This window comes from Pseudomonas sp. NPDC099000 (assembly GCF_044759925.1).
Classification (GTDB): Bacteria; Pseudomonadota; Gammaproteobacteria; order Pseudomonadales; family Pseudomonadaceae; genus Aquipseudomonas.
In genome coordinates, this window is the sequence record NZ_JBIWAF010000015.1 from 44,294 (window position 1) to 61,483 (window position 17,190).

Below are 17,190 nucleotides of genomic sequence, written 5' to 3' on the forward strand. Positions count from 1 at the left end.
ACTGTTGCTTCATTGCGAAGCAGCCCCTGTTCACTTGCTCGGGATCGTTCTGTGATGGAATTCGACTACGTAATCATCGGTGCCGGCTCAGCGGGTTGCGTCCTGGCTAATCGCCTGAGTGCAAACCCCAACGTCACGGTCTGTTTGCTGGAGGCTGGTCCCGAAGACCGCTCGCCTCTGATCCATGCCCCCGTGGGCGTCGCTGCGATCCTGCCGAGCCGACATGTCAACTGGGCGTTTCAAACAGTACCGCAACCTGGTCTGAACGGGCGCCGCGGCTATCAACCGCGCGGCAAGGTGCTGGGTGGCAGCAGCTCTATCAATGGCATGGTTTACATTCGTGGTCATCACAGCGACTTTGACGACTGGCAGGCCCTAGGGAATCCCGGATGGTCGTACTCCAACGTCCTGCCGTACTTTCGCAAGAGTGAAATGAACCACCGCGGAGCCTGTGATTTTCACGGGGCAGAAGGCGAGCTGTATGTCGGCAGGAACCCGTTACATCCGGCCACCCAAGCCTTTATCGAGGCGGGGCAGATGGCCGGACACCGCCATAACCCCGACTTCAACGGCATCGATCAGGAAGGCATCGGTCAGTTCGACGTGACCATCCGCGACGGTCGGCGCTGGAGCACGGCCACCGCTTTCCTCAAACCGATTCGCCCTATCCGCAAGAACCTCACCGTGCTGACTTCAGTCGCCGCCGAGCGCATCGTGCTGGAAGGCAAGAAGGCCGTCGGCGTTGAGCTGCGCATCAGGGACAACCGCCAGACGATCAAGGCTCGCCAGGAAGTACTCCTCAGTGCCGGATGCTTTGGTAGCCCGCAATTGTTAATGCTCTCGGGGATTGGCCCGCAAGCGGAACTCAAGCCACAGGGGATTGCGGTGCAGCACGAACTACCCGGGGTCGGGCAAAACCTGCAAGACCATCCGGATGTCGTACTCAGCTACAAAAGCCACGATACGTCCTTGCTGGGCGTCTCCCTGCGCGGCAGCGCGAAGATGGGCAAGGCATTGATCGACTATGTCCGGCATCGACGCGGTCCTTTTGTCAGCAACTTCGCCGAAGGCGGCGGTTTTCTGAAAACCGATGCCAGCCTTGCGCGTCCGGATATCCAGTTGCATTCGGTGATCGCGATGGTTGACGACCACAACCGCAAGCTGCACTGGGGACACGGTTTCAGTTGCCACGTCTGCGTGCTGCGCCCCAAGAGCGTCGGCAGCGTCGGCCTGCAATCGAATGACCCGAGCGCCCCACCGCGCATCGATCCCAACATTCTGGGGCATGACGATGATGTGGAGACCCTGCTCACTGGATACCGAATGACCCGGGAGATTATCCAGCAAGCCCCAATGGCACGTTACGGTCTGAAGGATATGCACAGCGAAGGGATACACGGCGACGAAAAACTGATCGAGCTGTTGCGCCAGCGCACCGACACCATTTATCACCCGGTCGGCACCTGCAAAATGGGAATCGACGAGGATGCGGTGGTGGACAGCCAATTGCGTGTGCATGGGATCGAGGGGCTTCGCGTGGTGGATGCCTCGATCATGCCGACACTGATTGGCGGAAACACCAATGCCGCTTCAATCATGATCGCCGAACGAGCCGCCGACTGGGTGTCCGCGAGCGGACGATCCTAACCTGTCAGTTGGCTAGCGGAGCCGCCCAAACCATCACCCTTGCTACCAAACGAGGGTGGCGGCTATACGCGGGTTGGTAGACCGGCTGCAATAGGAAACCCGGCGCTCACAAAGGAGCCCCGCGCATGACCACCATATAAAACCGAGCCCCAAAAAAGAGGCTGCATAAGGGGTTGAAATACGGCTATTTGCAGGCGGGCTACCAAACCCGATCACTGTTTTGCAGTGACCAGGAAACGATTTAGCCCACCCCAAAAGCCGCACAAGCCGGCGGATTCCGGCGCACGCGTAGGCAACGACGCAAGGCGTTGTAGCCGTCAGGACGTAACGCCGAGTGTCTTTAAACGTGAGCGCTGAAACATGTTTAAGGCATTAAAAAACAGGGACGGGTAGCTCTCGCCCAAAAGCCTACACGCAGGCCTGTTTGCGTCAGAAAACAATGAGAGAGATTAAAATGCCGGTTGAATGCCAACAGTGCGGTCAAGGTTCAGTTCGAGCGATGGTTGTGCAGTCCTTCGCGACACATATTGACTAGGTCAAAAGCGGTTAATATGCCCCCGCTTCGTCTACCCTCACAAAGCGCCAGGCTCGATTCAGCTTGTGCCAGGCGCATCGATATTTTTCTGTTCATTCACCGGAGAGCTTCCATGCTCAAGCGTACCCTGGCATTGGCCGTCGGCCTGACCCTGACATTTGGCAGCCTGTTGGCGCAGGCCGCCGACACCTTGAAAGTCAGCGCGATTCCCGATGAAGCCCCTACCGAACTGCTGCGCAAGTTCAAGCCGCTTGGCGCTTATCTGGAGCAAAAACTGGGCATGAAGGTCGAGTTCGTGCCCGTGAGCGACTATCCGGCGGTGGTCGAGGCGCTGGCCACCGACCGCATCGACCTGGCCTGGCTGGGCGGCTTCACGTTCGTGCAGGCACGCCTGAAGACCGGCAATGCCATTCCACTGGTGCAGCGCGAACAGGACGCCCAGTTCACCAGCAAATTCATCACCGCCGACCCGAACGTCAAATCCCTCGCCGACCTGAAGGGCAAGACCTTCGCCTTCGGCTCGGTGTCCTCCACGTCGGGCAGTCTCATGCCGCGCTATTTCATGCTCAAGGATGGCATCAAGCCCGAAACCTACTTCAGCCGCGTCGGCTACTCCGGCGCCCATGACGCCACGGTCGCCTGGGTCCAGGCCGGCAAGGTGGACGCCGGGGTGCTGAACGCCAGCGTGTGGGAAAAACTGGTCGCTGCCGGAAAGGTCGACACCAACAAGGTCAAAGTGTTTGCGACTACCCCGACCTACTTCGACTACAACTGGACGGTGCGTGGAACCCTCGACCCGGCGCTGGCGGCGAAGATCAAGGCCGCCTTCCTCGAACTCGACCCGGCAAACCCGAAGGACAAGGAAATTCTCGATTTGCAGGCTGCCAGCCGGTTCATCGAGACCAATCCTGACAATTACAAAGGCATCGAGGAAGCCGCACGCGCTGCCGAACTGCTGAAATGACATTGCGTCTGACCGAGGCGACCCTGACCCACGCCAACGGCGTCCAAGCGTTGCGTGGTGTGGACCTGCACATCGGTGCAGGCGAACAGGTTGCCATCATCGGCCCGTCTGGCGCCGGCAAGTCGAGCCTGCTCAACTTGCTGGCCACTGCTTTGCGACCGGACAACGGCGAGTTGCAGGTGCTCGGTGAGCGAGCGTGGCAGCTGTCTGCCCGGCAGCGCCAGCGTTTACGCGCGCGCATCGGTCTGATCCATCAATCGCCGCCCCTGCCACCGCGCCAGCGTGTGGTCACCGCGGTGCTGGCCGGAAAGCTGGGGCAGTGGGGCCTGGGCAAGAGCCTGCTGAACCTGGTGCATCCGCTGGATATTCCGGGCGCCCGCGCGGCGCTGGCCAGGCTCGACCTGAGCGACAAGTTGTTCGCCCAATGCCAGCAACTGTCCGGCGGACAACTTCAGCGGGTGGGCATTGCCCGGGTGTTGTATCAAGCGCCCGAGGTGTTGCTGGCCGATGAGCCGGTTTCGGCGATGGACCCGGTGCTGGCCGAGCACACGCTTTCGGTGCTCTGCCGCCATGCCCGGGAGCACAACGTCACCCTGGTCGCCAGCCTGCATGCGGTGGAGCTGGCGCTGGCGCACTTTTCGCGGATCATCGGCCTGCGTGACGGGCAGATCCTGTTCGACCTTGCGGCCAGCGACGTCGACCGCGAGCTGCTCGACAAGCTCTACGCCAATGAGCAGTTGCACACCTCGCCGGTGCCTCCCGTGTCCTTGAGTGTGCAGATTCCCCGATGCTGACGTCTGCCTCGCGCGATCCCGCCGCCCTGCCCCGTTTGCTCCTCAGCCTGCTGGCGATCGCCCTGTTGTGGCCGGGCATCCACTTCAGCGAATTGGACCTCGGCGTTTTAGTGGCGAGTGACAGTCAGAGCGAGATGGGCCGGTTTGTCTCCGCCTTCTGGCCGCCAGCCCATGACGCGGAGTTCATCGAGCTGCTGTTGCAGGCCACTCTGCAGACCCTGGCCATCGCCACGGCCGGCATGGCCCTGGCGTTGCTGTTAGCCGTCCCCACCAGCCTGCTGGCCAGTCGCGCCCTGTCGCTGTCGGCGACCTCCCGTGCCGGTCGCCCAAGCTTCGGCGGCCAACTGCTGCGTTGGCCGGTACGCGGATTACTGATCTTCCTGCGCAGCGTGCCGGAAATCGTCTGGGCCCTGCTGTTCGTGCGCGCCGTCGGCCTCGGCCCGACCGCCGGGGTATTGGCCATTGCGATTACCTACAGCGGCATGTTGGGCAAGGTCTACGCGGAAATTTTCGAGTCGGTAGACCAGCGCCCGGCCCATGCATTACTGCGTTCAGGCAGCGGTCGGCTTGCAGCGTTTTGCTACGGGATCCTGCCCAATGTCGCGGCGGAGCTGATGTCGTACACGGTGTACCGTTGGGAGTGCGCCATCCGCGCCTCGGTGGTGATGGGCTTCGTCGGTGCCGGCGGTCTGGGCCAGCAAATGGATCTGTCGTTACGCATGTTCGCCGGGGGGGAAGTGGCCAGTTTGTTACTGACGTTCCTCGTCCTGGTGCTGCTCGCCGATCAACTCAGCCGCCTGCTGCGTTGGAGGCTGACATGAATCGCCTGATCAACCTGGCATTGGTCCTGGGCATTGGCGCCGCGGTCGTCGCCTCGTTCATCTACCTGGGCATCGACCTCGGCGAACTCGGCGGCGCCGGCAATCTGAAGCAGATGGGCGCCTATGCCCAGCGTTTTCTCAGCCCGGACCTGAGCGCAAGCCATCTGCAAGCCATCGTCCATGGCGCCCTGGAAACCATTGCCATGTCCGCCTTGGGCACCCTGCTCGCGGCGGTATTCGGGCTGCTGTTGGCATTGCCCGCGGCCGGGCGTTTCGGCTGGCCTTTCCAGAGTGCGTCGCGTCTGGTCCTCAATGCCTTGCGTGCGGTCCCGGAACTGGTATGGGCGGCGCTGATGGTGCTGGCCGCCGGACTCGGCCCCAATGCCGGCACCCTCGCCTTGGCCCTGCACACCACCGGCGTGCTCGGCCGGCTGTTTGCCGAAGCGCTGGAAAACACCCCGCCCGAACCGGCAGACGCCATCCGCCTGCAGGGTGGCAATGCCGTCTGGGCGTTCTGTTACGGCACACTGCCCAACCTGTTGCCGCAGCTGCTGGCCTACATCCTGTACCGCTGGGAAAACAATATCCGTATGGCCAGTGTGCTGGGCTTCGTCGGCGCCGGTGGTTTGGGGCAAATGCTGTATGTCAGCCTCAGCCTGTTCCAGGAAGCTCAAGCCAGCACGGTGATCCTGGCCATGTTGCTGCTGGTGTTCGCCGTCGACTCATTGAGCAGCTGGAGCCGTCAACGCTGGGTCAAGGCCTGACTGCTTTCGCAGAACAGCCTAATCCTCAAAACGCCCCGTACCCTCACGGTCGTGTTCGTAGTGTCTGGTGAGCGCAAATGCCGGCAACCAGGATTCACGACGCACGATCCAGCTTTCGTAGGTGGGTATCAGTTGATCAGGCGCATCCAGGGATCCCAGGTTCACTTCGATTTCGTCGGCGGAACGCGCGAAAACGGATGAACCGCAGCGCGGACAAAAATGCCGGCCGGCGTAGTCGCGTGTTTCGCCCTCGATCTTCACCGCCTCCTGAGGGAAGATCGCGCTGGCGTTGAACAGGGAACCGTGATGCTTGCGGCAGTCGAGACAGTGACAAAGGCCAACCCGGTAGGGCCGTCCTGACGCCTCGATTCGAACATTGCCGCACAGGCAGCCGCCGGTGATTCGGTCCATGTTGCATCTCCTCTGAATCAAGCGCTCGGACGCCTCGACCAGCGGGTTGGGATCATGGACATCAAGCCCGGCGACACCCAGCTCTGGTATTTCATCAACATTACCGCGAACCAGGCGGCCAGGGTATCGCGCTCGTCGACGTCGTGCTCCCGCGCGACGAGTTGCTCACCCAGCAACTGACGCGGGTGCATGCCGGCCGTATCATCATCGGCAGACGTTACACGTTGGTCTATCCAGAGCGGGTGAAGCGCTCAAGCGGCTTTTCCGAGCTCCTGGAATGGCTGGAACAGGAAGCTTTGTGACAGGCATAAACCGTTTCAGCGGTTCCTTCTGTGCCTTCCTTGGTGCTAAATAGACGGCCCAGGTTTCAAGACCAGACCCTGTCGCGTATTGCCGTGCAACGAGAAATCGATATGAACAGCCCTTTTGAGACAAGTGATGCCGCTGAGCCCAAGTCCCGGCGAGAGGCACACATTCACCTCCTCCCCCATCAGCCGTCAGTGGTAACAGCATGATCGAAGTCACCGAAGTGTCCATTGCCCAATTGCGTGCGGCGCTGGCGTCGGGCCAGACCACGGCGGTTGAGCTGGTCCAGGCCTACCTTGCCAGGATCGACGCCTACGACGGTCCCGACACGGCTACCGCGCTAAACGCGGTGGTGGTTCGCAACCCCGAGGCGCTCAACGAAGCGCAGGCGTCCGATGCCCGTCGGGCGAAGGGCGAAACGCTCGGTCCGCTGGATGGCATTCCCTACACGGCCAAGGACAGTTACCTGGTAAAAGGCCTCACCGCGGCCTCTGGCAGTCCGGCCTTCAAAAACCTGATTGCCTATCGCGATGCCTTCACCATCGAACGGCTGCGCGCCGCCGGGGCGATCTGCCTGGGCAAGACCAATATGCCGCCGATGGCCAATGGCGGCATGCAGCGCGGGGTCTATGGCCGTGCCGAGAGCCCGTACAACGCTGACTACCTGACGGCCCCTTTTGCGTCGGGCTCATCGAACGGCGCCGGGACTGCTACCACCGCCAGTTTCGCGGCCTTCGGCCTCGCGGAAGAAACCTGGTCGAGCGGACGCGGTCCGGCCTCGAACAATGGTTTGTGCGCCTATACCCCTTCGCGCGGGGTGATCTCGGTGCGCGGCAACTGGCCGCTGACACCGACGATGGACGTGGTCGTGCCCTACGCGCGAACCATGGCCGACCTGCTCGAGGTGCTCGACGTGGTGGTGGCGGAGGATCCCGACACCCGCGGCGATCTGTGGCGGCTGCAACCTTGGGTGCCGATTCCGAGCGTCGCTTCGGTGCGCCCCGCGTCCTATGCCGGGCTGGCCGCGACCACCGATGCGCTCGCTGGAAAGCGCTTCGGCGTGCCGCGCATGTACATCAATGCGGATCCTGACGCGGGCACCAGCGAGGCGCCGGGCATCGGTGGCCCGACGGGGCAAAAAATCAACACCCGCCCTAGCGTGATCGGCCTCTGGGAAGACGCTCGCAAGGCACTCGAAGCCGCGGGCGCCGAGGTGGTCGAAGTCGACTTCCCGCTGGTCTCCAATTGCGAAGGCGATCGTCCGGGTGCGCCGACCGTATTCACCCGCGGCCTGGTATCGAAGGAGTTCCTGCACCATGAGTTGTGGGACCTGTCGGCCTGGGCGTTCGATGATTTTCTGCGGGCCAACGGTGATCCTAAACTGAACCGCCTGGCCGATGTCGACGGGCCGCTGATCTTCCCCCACGACCCGGGCACCCTGCCCAATCGCGAAGACGACCTCGCCGCGGGCATGGACGAATACGTGAAGATGGCCGAGCGTGGCATCACGCCGTGGGACCAGATCACCACGCTGCCGGACGGCATGCGCGGGCTGGAAGAGACACGTCGAATCGACCTGGAAGACTGGATGGACCGGCTGGGGCTCGATGCGGTGCTGTTCCCGACAGTGGCCGACGTCGGGCCGGCCAATGCCGATGTCGATCCGCAGTCGGCGGACATCGCCTGGAGTAACGGCGTGTGGGTCGCCAACGGCAACCTCGCCATCCGCCACCTCGGTGTGCCGACGGTGACGGTGCCGATGGGCGTCATGCCGGACATTGGCATGCCGGTCGGGCTGACCTTTGCCGGTCGAGCCTATGACGATTCAGCGCTGCTGCGCTTTGCTTCGGCGTTTGAATCGATCGACAGCAAACGAATGATCCCGCCTCGGACACCGCCGTTGCAGGGCTGAAATAGCTGCGCGCGGGACTTCAGCCGAGCAAGCCCCCTGTGGCGAGGGGGCTTGGCGACACGTCGCACCGCCCCGTTCGGCTGCGAAGCAGTCGCAAAACCGGACAACTTGTTCTGTCTGAACGGACGCTGGGGGCCGCTTCGCGACCCAACGGGGGCGAGCCCCCTCGCCACAGGGGCCTTGTTCGACTGGAGATTGTCTTAAGTGAACACCCTTTCACTGATGCACGGCGCTTGCACTGTTTCCATCAGCAGCTGACCCACGACTTGCGACAGTGCGGCGTCAACATTGTCCCCCCCGCGCAAGGCTCGCGCATAGACGCTCCGCTGCCGGTCTGCACTGGTGCCGTCCCGGAGAACTCGGCGGGCCTGGGCGAACACGTCCTCCACGCCCATCTTCTGCGCTGTATCCCCAAGAATCTGTTGCGCCCTGAACAACCATTGTTCGGCAGAGAACGGTCGTTCGTAGCCTTCAATGATGAATGCTGCGTGGATGCCGGACCGTTTCGCCCGCCAGCGATTTTCCTTGAGGATCCATTGCGACGTCTGGGAATAGCTCAATCCCGGGCGAGGTTGGTCAATGGCATGGGCCACCAGCAAGCGAAACAAAGAGGCAATGCACAACACGTCATCCAGGCGCGAACAGGCGTCCGTCATGCGCATCTCCAGCGTCGGGTATTTCGCGGCAGGACGTAAACCCCACCAGCAATCACCCGCCTGCTTGATCGTGCCGGTGCGGATCAGCAAGGCGACGTAGGCGTCATAGGCGCCTTGATCTTCGAAGAACTCTGGAATGCCCATCCGCGGCCACTCATCACACGCGGTCTGCCGGTAGCTCATGAAACCGCTGTCGGCGCCGTCCCAGAAGGGTGACGACGTGCTGAGTGCCAACAACAACGGCATCCACGGCAAGACTTCGTTCATCACCTGAATACGATCCACATGCGCCGGCACTTCAACATGCACGTGCAGGCCGGACAGCACGCTACGCCTTGCCACGTGCAGGTAGTCTTCAAACAGTTGAACAAAATGAGGGAGGTCGGTGGCATGCTGCAAACGCCAATCGGCCAACGGGTGGCTGCCGGCACTGAGCAGTCCCAGCCCGTACCCTTCGAGCGTTTGCCGCAACCTTGTGCGCGCAGAAAACAGGTACTCCGTTGCTTGTGCGACGCTGGTGAAAATGGGGGACGCAACTTCGATTTGCCCCTTGAACATCTCATGCGCGAAACAATCGCCCACCACCCCCTGGCACGCTTCGATCGATGCGGCGGGAGGATTCTCGGTCATACGCCGGGTGTCCAGGTCAGTAATGAAGTATTCCTCTTCAATGCCAAACTTCAGGTGTCTGTCCATCGATTCTCCTCTCGCCTTGCATACTGCTGCCTGGTGATACCCACAAGGGCCGACCCGAGAAACAGGCTCAGCCAACCGCCACTTTTCCCGGAGGCGTTTTCATCATTCAACGGGCCTCGGCAATCGGAAGAAAAGCGGGAGATGTGTGCCAGACCTCCCGCCGTTCATGCCGCGCTTTATGAGGTACCCAAACCTCGGGACAGATCGGCTGGCGTATCGGAGGCCGCGCGGTACTCCCCTTCCGGTTTCGTATCTACGTCCGAGTGGTCGGTGGTTTTGGTCACGGTATCGCGCACGGCCTCGAATCCCTCCCTCGCCTGTTGCTTTACCTTGTCGGCCAGGCCAGCGCTGGTTTTGCCCATGTAGCGTTGCTCGGTCGCTGTCGAAGGCAATGCCGCGCCCAGCATGGCGCCCAAGGCGATGCCCGCCGCCGCGACCATCAAAGGTTGCTCCTTCAACAACTGACTGAACTGAGTGCCCAGCACCTGCGTACTGCGGACCAATCGGTCACTGGCGTCATGCACGGCATGGCTGATGTTGTCAGTGGCAGCCCCCAGGTTGTCGCCCAGGTGGGCGGCCTTGCCCTTGATGTTCTGATAACCGTCCTTGAGCGTGTCAGCCGACTGGTGCAAATGGTCACGCGCACTGTCGATGCCGTCAGCCAGGCCATCGGCCCATTCTCCGACTTTGTCCTGATCCGGACCTACGCGATAGCCTGGACGGGGTGACGGCGGGCGATTCTGACTCATCATCAACCACAGCAAACCGACGGATGTCAGCACGGCGGGAACCGGATTATTGCGAACGCTGGTCCCCAGGTTAGTCAGGAATGTCGTGCCGTTGCTCTGCATCATCGTCAGCGCCTGATCGAACATCTGGCCAGGGGTGAACTTGCTTTCCAGCGCATCGACAATGTTGCCGATACTCGCCCGCTGAGCATCGATTTCACGCTCGATGGCTTCGGGGCTTTTTTCCGCTTCGGTGTCGAATTCATTGTTCATGAGACTTTCCTCCGCAGGGCTTCCTGGTCTTTGTTCAAGGCATCCAGCGTGCGATCAGGCTTGAAGTGGGACGGCTCGAATTGTTTTTTCCCGGACTGCAGCATGGCGAACCCGACGATCATCACCACCACGCCGATAATCAGCGCCGCCAGCCACGGCGCCATCACGGTGCTGAGGCCATAGACCGCGGACATCAACAAAATGATGAACCCCGCCAACAGGACAATTGCCCCCCCCGCAACCCCGGCAATGCCGGCTTTCAGCGTCGTGAGACTGGCTTGAAGCTCGGCTTTGGCCAGCGCCAGTTCCTTGGTGAACAGCGCGGGCACTTCACGGGATAACTGACGTAACAGGCCGACGACCGAAGCGTCATGGTCAGGCGCGTGCACAGGTCTTGAGCCTGGAAAATCTGGATCTTCTCTGTTCATCACAGTGCTCCATTGAAGTTTGTCGAACCCGGTGTCGAGGTCGTCGCGAAGTCCGAAGGATGGTCATGATCGCTCGGTGAGGCCGGCGTGTTGTCAGTGCGTGACGCGACGGAGGTTTCATAGGGACGTTGCGCACCAAAGCCGCCTGACGGTGGCATCGAGTGGCCGGCTGCCGGGTTGCTGGCATCGGTGAAGGTTGCCGCCGGGGAACTGCCGGCCTTCAGGAATCGCGACAGGCCGAAGCCCAGCGCAATGCTGCCGGCGATGAACAACCCTGGATTGCTGCGGGCCAGCTCGGCCCCGTCATGCAGCAGCTGTTCGGCACTTTTCCCGCGCAGGTTTCCGGCCAGGCCGCTCATGGACTCCGCCATTTCGGCCAGGTAATCGGACATGCCGAGGGTGTCCTTGCTTTCGAGTTCGGAGACGACTGATTTCGCGCCCTTGGCCAGGGCCTCGATCTGGTCGGCGGCGGTGTCGCGGTATTGGCCGAATTGAGCGTCCGCTTGTTGTCGTGCGCCCTCAAGTGCCTCGGTTACGTCCTCCTTCAAGTGTTGATAGCCTGGCTCCGGCCCTGGGGAATTGGGCTGGTCTGGCTGACTCCCGGTGGTGTTGTCTGAAGTATTCATGTCGTCCCTCGCCTTCTGTCTTTTTTAATCAAGCGTTCCGGGAGTTCGCAGTGAGTGCCAGGCTCCCTCACTGCAGATGACGAAGGAGGGTGATGGGGAGTTCCAATGAAATGATGAGTGATGTGTTCAGTTCGTCGGCTAGCTGTTTTTGGTGTGATCGAGAGGGGGGCATATCCGTTATTTCGGTCACGGCGGGTATTGGTTCCGCCCTTACGGCGGGTCACTTGGAAAAGCCCCAAGTAACCAAGGGCTCTTGCCCCTGACGTTCGGTGCCTCGCTGTGGCTCGGCATGCCCTCGCTCGAGGCGGCGTGTACCGCAAAAGCAAAAGCGAGGCGCCGACCGGCCGGCCTGCTTACTGTGCGTACACCCGAGACTGATCGTTCCCACGCTCCGCGTGGGAATGCCGCCGGGGACGCTCCGGGTCCCGCTCTGGGCTCTGGGACTGGACTTCAGTCTTGTGCGATGGTGACGCGGAGCGTCACAGGATGCATTCCCACGCGGAGCGTGGGCACGATCAACAGGGGAACGCGGGCGCTTGAGCTCAGGCCGGCCGGCAGGCCGCCTCGCTTTTGATTTTGATCCTGATCTGCCCCGTCGGAAGGCCGAGCGGAGGTTCTGCGCAGTGGGCACCGCGGCAGGGATGCCGCGGTAGCCGCCCCCGGCCATGAATGGCCGATGGCGGCGGGCCCACGGAGCAGGACCGGAGCGAGGGCATGCCGAGCCTAGGCGAGGCACCGTACGTCAGGGGCGAAAGCGTTTTGGTTACTTTGGCGCTCTTCCAAAGTGACCCGCCGTAAGGGCGGAACCAATAGCCGCCGTAACCGCAGAAACGGATATGCCCCCAAAAGCGTCACAACAGCGACAACGTGTAGTTAACGATGAACCGATTCTGATCCACATTCCGCCCCGCATCGGTGTTCGACTTGCCATTACGCAAACTGAACCCAAGCCCCTTGAGCGCCCCCGATTGCAGCACGTAATCAAGCGTCATATCACGCTCCCACTCAGACTGATCCCCCGCGTTTTGCGCCTTGATCCCCGTCCCCTTCAGATACACGATCGTAGCCTTCAACCCCGGCACCCCCAACGGCGCGAAATCATAACTGTACTGACCAAAATTGGTCTCCTCGCCCGCACGGGCAAAGCTCTGGATCATGCGATCCGTAGGCAAATAAACGCTACCACCACCCGCCCCCTTATCAATCAGGCTGCCCTGGTTCGGCTGAACAAAGTTGCTGCCGTCACCCACCCGCTGATGCCCCAGCGACACCGCATGACCATTGTTCGCATAGGTGACCATCGCCACCCATGTGTTGTTGTCGATCTCACCGTTGTTGTCCTTGGTGTAACCCGACACCCGATAACCTTGCGCCCTGCCTGCCGCGGAACCGTTGGCCCCCGTCGACGTTGTGCGGAAATAACGCAGGTCAGTGGTGAAGGAGCTTTTGCCATCGATCGGCAGCACATGCGTCAAACCGAAGAAGTTCTGGTTGTAGAAGTCTTCCATCTGCGCGAAGTAATACTGCGCCTTCAGGTCCTTGGTGACGTTGTAGTCACCCCCGGCGAAGTAGAACTTGTTGCTGTCCTGGGTGCTGCCCGCCACCGACAAACCGGTGCGGTCAGTCGAGGCCCGACCGACCGCGTGTTCAAGCACACCACTGGTCAACATCAGGCCATCGATGTCGCTCGAAGTGATCTGTGCACCGGTGAACGACTGCGGCAATACCCGGGCATCGTTCGAGATCAGGATCGGCAATTTCGGCAGCAGGGTTCCGTAGCGAAATTCGGTTTTTGAAATGCGCATCTTCGCCGTCGGGCCGAAGCTGCTCCAGGCATCCGCCGCACCGTCGCCATCGGTCGGGATCATGCCGCTGCCGTTGTGGCGCCCGGTGCCGCTGTCCAGCGTAACGCCGAGCAGCGCCTGGGCATCGACCCCGAAACCGACCGTGCCTTGGGTAAACCCGGACTCGTAGCGCAGCACAAAACCCTGCGCCGCCTCCTCGGTTTTCGAAGGCTCGGCCGCGCCGTCGCGGTTGTCGCTGTTGAAATACAAGGTGCGCATCGACAGGCTGGCCTTGCTGTCTTCCAGAAAACCGTGGGCGGCAGAGTCGGCTGCCTGTGCGCACAGGGAACCAGTGGCCAACAAGAGTGCGGTGGGGATTGCTCGCTTGAACATACGGTGCTCCAGGGTGATTTTTTTGTTTTTTTGAGTGCTTGGCGACCGTCCTCCGCTCTTGGAACCCAACTGAGGCGCGCACGAAGACGCGCTCAATGGGTGACCATGAACCTTGAGGAAAGCGATCGGAGTGTTCGGTTTAAATCAGGTAAGAAAGACCCACAGTCAGCGCGAAAGCCACCACCGAAATGATGGTCTCGAGCACGGTCCAGGTCTTGAAGGTCTGGGCAACGGTCATGTTGAAGTATTCCTTGATCAACCAGAAGCCGCCGTCGTTGACGTGGGAAAAGATAACCGACCCGGCGCCGGTCGCCAGCACCAGCAACTCCGGGTGCGGATAGCCCAGACCAATGGCCACCGGCGCGACGATGCCCGAGGCGGTGGTCATCGCGACCGTGGCGGACCCGGTGGCGATGCGCATCAATGCCGCAAACAGCCAGCCCATGATCAGCGGTGACAGGTGAAATTCGTCGGCCAGGCTGACGATCTGGTTGGTCACCCCGGCATCCACCAGGATCCGGTTCAAGCCACCGCCGGCGCCGACCAGCAAGGTGATGCTGGCCGTCGGCGCCAGGCATTCGTTGGTGAACTTGAGGATCGATTCGCGGTTGAAGCCCTGGGCGATGCCGAGGGTCCAGAAGCTCAGCAAAGTTGCCAGCAGCAGCGCAATCACCGAGTTGCCGATGAACAACAGAAACTGGTTGAAACCGCTGCCCGGCGTGGAAATCAGGTTGGCCCAGCCACCGATCAGCATCAAGACCACCGGCAACAGAATGGTTGCCATGGTGATGCCGAACCCCGGCAGGCTGTCGCGCGGTTCGCGGTCGAGGAACTGCCGTTCCAGCGGGTTTTCTGCCGGCAGTTGAATGCGCGGCACAATGAATTTGGCGTACAGCGGACCGGCGATAATCGCGGTCGGTATGCCGATCAGAATCGCGTAGAGCAAGGTCTGCCCCACCGACGCCCCATACACCTGCACCGCGAGCATTGCCGCCGGGTGCGGCGGCACCAGCGCATGCACCACCGACAGGCCGGCGACCATCGGCAAGCCGACCATCAGAATCGACACGCCAACGCGCCGCGCAACGGTGAAGGCAATCGGCACCAGCAACACAAAACCGACCTCGAAGAACAGCGGCAGCCCGACCAGAAAGGCGATGCAGACCATCGCCCAGTGCGCGTTCTTCTCGCCGAACCGGTCGATCAAGGTCCGCGCCACCTGCTCGGCGCCGCCGGACTCGGCCATCATCTTGCCGAGCATCGTGCCCAGCGCCACCACCAGCGCGATATGCCCCAGGGTCTTACCGACCCCCGCTTCGTAAGCGCCGACTACGCCAGACGGCGGCATGCCCGCCAGCAGCGCGAGGCCGATGGAAACGAGAGTGATGACAATGAACGGATTGAGTCGGTAACGGGCGATCAGAATGATCAGGGCAATGATGGCAATGGCGGCATACACCAGCAGCCAATAGCCGAAGGACAGGGTCATGCGGTACTCCTCGAAAGGGTCACGTCGAATGGATTGTGAAACTCATAAAACATTTCGAGGCGTGATTTTCAAACGAGGCGAAACTAATTTTCGTAGAGGGATAAGGGTTGTCGCGCAGAGGCATGAAGCGTCGGTGTTTTTGAAACTGGGTCAGGCGGATTTTCATCACACCTGACCCAAAACGTCAGGCTTTGGCGGCCATCGCGGTGACTTCCACGCGCATGCCTTCGACCGCCAGAGCAGCCACACCGACGGCGGCACGAACCGGCCACGGTTTGGCGAAGAAGCGCTTGTACACTTCGTTGAACGCCGCGCGGTCGGCCATGTCGGTGAGGTAGATGGTCAGGTGCAGAACCCGGTCCATGGAGCTGCCGGCGCCTTCTAGCGCAACCTTCAGCGCCTGCAACGTGCATTCGCTTTGCAGGGTGATGTCGCCCAGTTCCAGGCTGCCGTCGGCGCGGGTGGGAATCTGCGTGGAGACCAGAATGCCGCCGAAGCCGGTGACGTCGGAGGAGATGGAATCCGCGTCAGGATCAGGAGTAAACGCGATGTCTTGGTTTGCCATGGGGGATCTCGTGCTTGAGGTGGTAAAGAGGCGGTCGATGCCTTTTGCGCGGACAGTTTACAGGCCGGAGGCTGGATTGCGTGTGTGCCTGAACCCAGGAAAAAATCTCGAACTCCCTCCCTGGCGCTGCATCCAATGTGTAGGTCAACGGAGGTATGCACGATGAACAACGATGACAGTGTCAGTGACATCGAACGGGATCGGAAAGACAGGGAAGCTGAAGAAGTCGATCCAGCAACGCTTCCCGAAGAGGAGGAAGCCGACGCGCTCCAACGGAAAATAGACGAGATAGAACGCAAAGTCGCGGATGGGAACTAGCGTGAAAACCATCCCCGCGTGTGTTCAGCGGGGATGGCCGCATGCTCTGCACCTAGTTCGGGTCCAGCAACCCGCCACTCCAGTTGCGCGAAATCCGATTCCCGGTAAATTTCGCCACCACCATGCCCTGCGACACCATCCGGTCCCTGTAACGTGTGACCATCCGCCCCGCTTGCTCGGCCACCAACACCACTTCGGAAGACGGATCACCGGGCCGTCGCAGGATCCGCGCAAAGCGCTGCCCTTCTTCGACGAAATCGCCCAGTTCCTTTTCAAAGATCAACACCCCGGGTTGCGGTGCGAGGAGGGTCTCCATCTGCCCCATTTCCATCACCTCGACGGGCCAGTCACCGGGTGACAACGCCTCGTCGATGACCCCGCAACTGCACAGCCAGCTGTACAGTCCCGCAGCGTCCTGCTCGGCCAGCTGATCGCTGACATCGCTCTGCCCGCGCAACTCCAGGGTCGCGGCCATGCGTTGGTCGGTGACGCCCTCGCGCAGCCACGGCGCAATGATGGTTTCTTCGAAGGAGCCGTCGCCGCCGTCATCCCAGATGATCGCCACGTCCATCTTCATCGCCGCCGCCAATTCACGACCACGGGGCCAGAAACTGCGGTGCACGTAGAGGTACGGCAAGGCTTCGTCATCGGTGTGCAAGTCGAGCATCACCTCTGCGGTTGAAGCCAGTTGTACCAGGCTTTTTTGCCACTCCTGAACGATGGTCGAAGGTCGCTCCATCGCCGCCGATTGGTCGAACCCGCGGTTGAAGTTATGCCCGGTCGCGTCGTGAAAGCGACCGAGAATCCGCCCCTGGCGAAACTGCCCGATGCCCAGGGGATTGGCTTGCGGCACCACCGTCACGCGGCCCTTTAGCCGGCCCTTGGCCTCGACGACTTGAAGCCGTTGCATCAACAGATGCAGCACCAGCATCCCGGCGATTTCGTCAGCATGCACCCCCGCCTGCAAATGCACCTTCGGCCCGCTGCCGTCGCCCTCGAAGCGCCAGGCGCCGACTTGCACCGCGTCGCCGTTGTTGTTGCGAACACCGAACGAAATATCCTGCGCCATCTGCTTGTCCT

At 61.4% G+C, this 17,190-nt stretch carries 17 protein-coding genes; 7 read left to right on the top strand and 10 right to left on the bottom strand.

Features of this window, described 5'->3' with window-relative positions; translation table 11 throughout:
• Positions 1 to 54: 54 nt before the first annotated feature.
• From ACIQV9_RS18070 to phnE, 5 genes are all read left to right on the top strand, one after another.
• Positions 55 to 1,647, top strand: a complete 1,593-nt coding sequence (locus ACIQV9_RS18070) for a GMC family oxidoreductase (RefSeq protein WP_403104117.1) — start codon at positions 55 to 57, stop codon at positions 1,645 to 1,647.
• 647 nt (positions 1,648 to 2,294) lie between these two features.
• Positions 2,295 to 3,146: a putative selenate ABC transporter substrate-binding protein gene (locus ACIQV9_RS18075; RefSeq protein ID WP_403104120.1), complete on the top strand. Its 852-nt coding sequence runs from the start codon at positions 2,295 to 2,297 to the stop codon at positions 3,144 to 3,146.
• Positions 3,143 to 3,940 (top strand): phosphonate ABC transporter ATP-binding protein, encoded by a 798-nt coding sequence (locus ACIQV9_RS18080; RefSeq protein WP_403104123.1) that lies wholly within the window; start codon positions 3,143 to 3,145, stop codon positions 3,938 to 3,940. Before ACIQV9_RS18075 ends, ACIQV9_RS18080 begins: the two co-directional genes overlap by 4 nt.
• Positions 3,934 to 4,761: a PhnE/PtxC family ABC transporter permease gene (locus ACIQV9_RS18085; RefSeq protein WP_403104125.1), complete on the top strand. Its 828-nt coding sequence runs from the start codon at positions 3,934 to 3,936 to the stop codon at positions 4,759 to 4,761. The genes ACIQV9_RS18080 and ACIQV9_RS18085 overlap by 7 nt, the downstream gene beginning before the upstream one ends.
• Complete coding sequence (gene phnE / locus ACIQV9_RS18090) at positions 4,758 to 5,525, top strand: phosphonate ABC transporter, permease protein PhnE (RefSeq protein ID WP_403104126.1); 768 nt, start codon at positions 4,758 to 4,760, stop codon at positions 5,523 to 5,525. Before ACIQV9_RS18085 ends, phnE begins: the two co-directional genes overlap by 4 nt.
• Positions 5,526 to 5,543: 18 nt before the next feature.
• Here the strand turns inward: phnE and ACIQV9_RS18095 are convergent, their stop codons facing one another.
• Positions 5,544 to 5,936 carry a GFA family protein gene (locus tag ACIQV9_RS18095; protein WP_403104128.1) on the bottom strand — a complete coding sequence of 131 codons (393 nt, stop codon included), beginning with the start codon at positions 5,934 to 5,936 and terminating at the stop codon, positions 5,544 to 5,546.
• Positions 5,937 to 5,953: 17 nt separating this feature from the next.
• A complete protein-coding gene (locus ACIQV9_RS18100; RefSeq protein ID WP_403104131.1) occupies positions 5,954 to 6,127 on the bottom strand; it encodes a hypothetical protein in 174 nt (57 codons plus the stop codon).
• Between the two features lie 320 nt (positions 6,128 to 6,447).
• On the opposite strand from ACIQV9_RS18100, the gene ACIQV9_RS18105 reads away from it, so the two are divergent.
• Entirely contained in the window at positions 6,448 to 8,154 is a 1,707-nt protein-coding gene (locus ACIQV9_RS18105; RefSeq protein WP_403104133.1) for an amidase, read from the top strand.
• Between the two features lie 200 nt (positions 8,155 to 8,354).
• Here the strand turns inward: ACIQV9_RS18105 and ACIQV9_RS18110 are convergent, their stop codons facing one another.
• The 7 genes from ACIQV9_RS18110 to ACIQV9_RS18140 all read right to left on the bottom strand — a co-directional run bounded on the left by ACIQV9_RS18110 (position 8,355) and on the right by ACIQV9_RS18140 (position 15,792).
• Positions 8,355 to 9,506: a carboxylate-amine ligase gene (locus tag ACIQV9_RS18110; RefSeq protein WP_403104135.1), complete on the bottom strand. Its 1,152-nt coding sequence runs from the start codon at positions 9,504 to 9,506 to the stop codon at positions 8,355 to 8,357.
• Between the two features lie 176 nt (positions 9,507 to 9,682).
• Positions 9,683 to 10,507 carry a DUF3618 domain-containing protein gene (locus tag ACIQV9_RS18115; RefSeq protein WP_403104137.1) on the bottom strand — a complete coding sequence of 275 codons (825 nt, stop codon included), beginning with the start codon at positions 10,505 to 10,507 and terminating at the stop codon, positions 9,683 to 9,685.
• Complete coding sequence (locus ACIQV9_RS18120; RefSeq protein ID WP_403104140.1) at positions 10,504 to 10,935, bottom strand: phage holin family protein; 432 nt, start codon at positions 10,933 to 10,935, stop codon at positions 10,504 to 10,506. Before ACIQV9_RS18120 ends, ACIQV9_RS18115 begins: the two co-directional genes overlap by 4 nt.
• Positions 10,935 to 11,561 carry a hypothetical protein gene (locus ACIQV9_RS18125; RefSeq protein WP_403104142.1) on the bottom strand — a complete coding sequence of 209 codons (627 nt, stop codon included), beginning with the start codon at positions 11,559 to 11,561 and terminating at the stop codon, positions 10,935 to 10,937. The genes ACIQV9_RS18120 and ACIQV9_RS18125 overlap by 1 nt, the downstream gene beginning before the upstream one ends.
• Before the next feature lie 851 nt (positions 11,562 to 12,412).
• Positions 12,413 to 13,738: an OprD family porin gene (locus ACIQV9_RS18130; RefSeq protein WP_403104145.1), complete on the bottom strand. Its 1,326-nt coding sequence runs from the start codon at positions 13,736 to 13,738 to the stop codon at positions 12,413 to 12,415.
• Positions 13,739 to 13,877: 139 nt separating this feature from the next.
• Positions 13,878 to 15,227: a gluconate:H+ symporter gene (locus ACIQV9_RS18135; RefSeq protein ID WP_403104148.1), complete on the bottom strand. Its 1,350-nt coding sequence runs from the start codon at positions 15,225 to 15,227 to the stop codon at positions 13,878 to 13,880.
• Between the two features lie 184 nt (positions 15,228 to 15,411).
• Positions 15,412 to 15,792 (bottom strand): RidA family protein, encoded by a 381-nt coding sequence (locus ACIQV9_RS18140; RefSeq protein WP_109632739.1) that lies wholly within the window; start codon positions 15,790 to 15,792, stop codon positions 15,412 to 15,414.
• A 162-nt stretch (positions 15,793 to 15,954) separates the two neighbouring features.
• On the opposite strand from ACIQV9_RS18140, the gene ACIQV9_RS18145 reads away from it, so the two are divergent.
• Entirely contained in the window at positions 15,955 to 16,110 is a 156-nt protein-coding gene (locus ACIQV9_RS18145) for a hypothetical protein (RefSeq protein WP_403104151.1), read from the top strand.
• Between the two features lie 52 nt (positions 16,111 to 16,162).
• On the opposite strand, the gene ACIQV9_RS18150 is transcribed toward ACIQV9_RS18145, so the two are convergent.
• Complete coding sequence (locus ACIQV9_RS18150; RefSeq protein ID WP_403104154.1) at positions 16,163 to 17,179, bottom strand: succinylglutamate desuccinylase/aspartoacylase family protein; 1,017 nt, start codon at positions 17,177 to 17,179, stop codon at positions 16,163 to 16,165.
• Between the last annotated feature and the right edge of the window lie 11 nt (positions 17,180 to 17,190).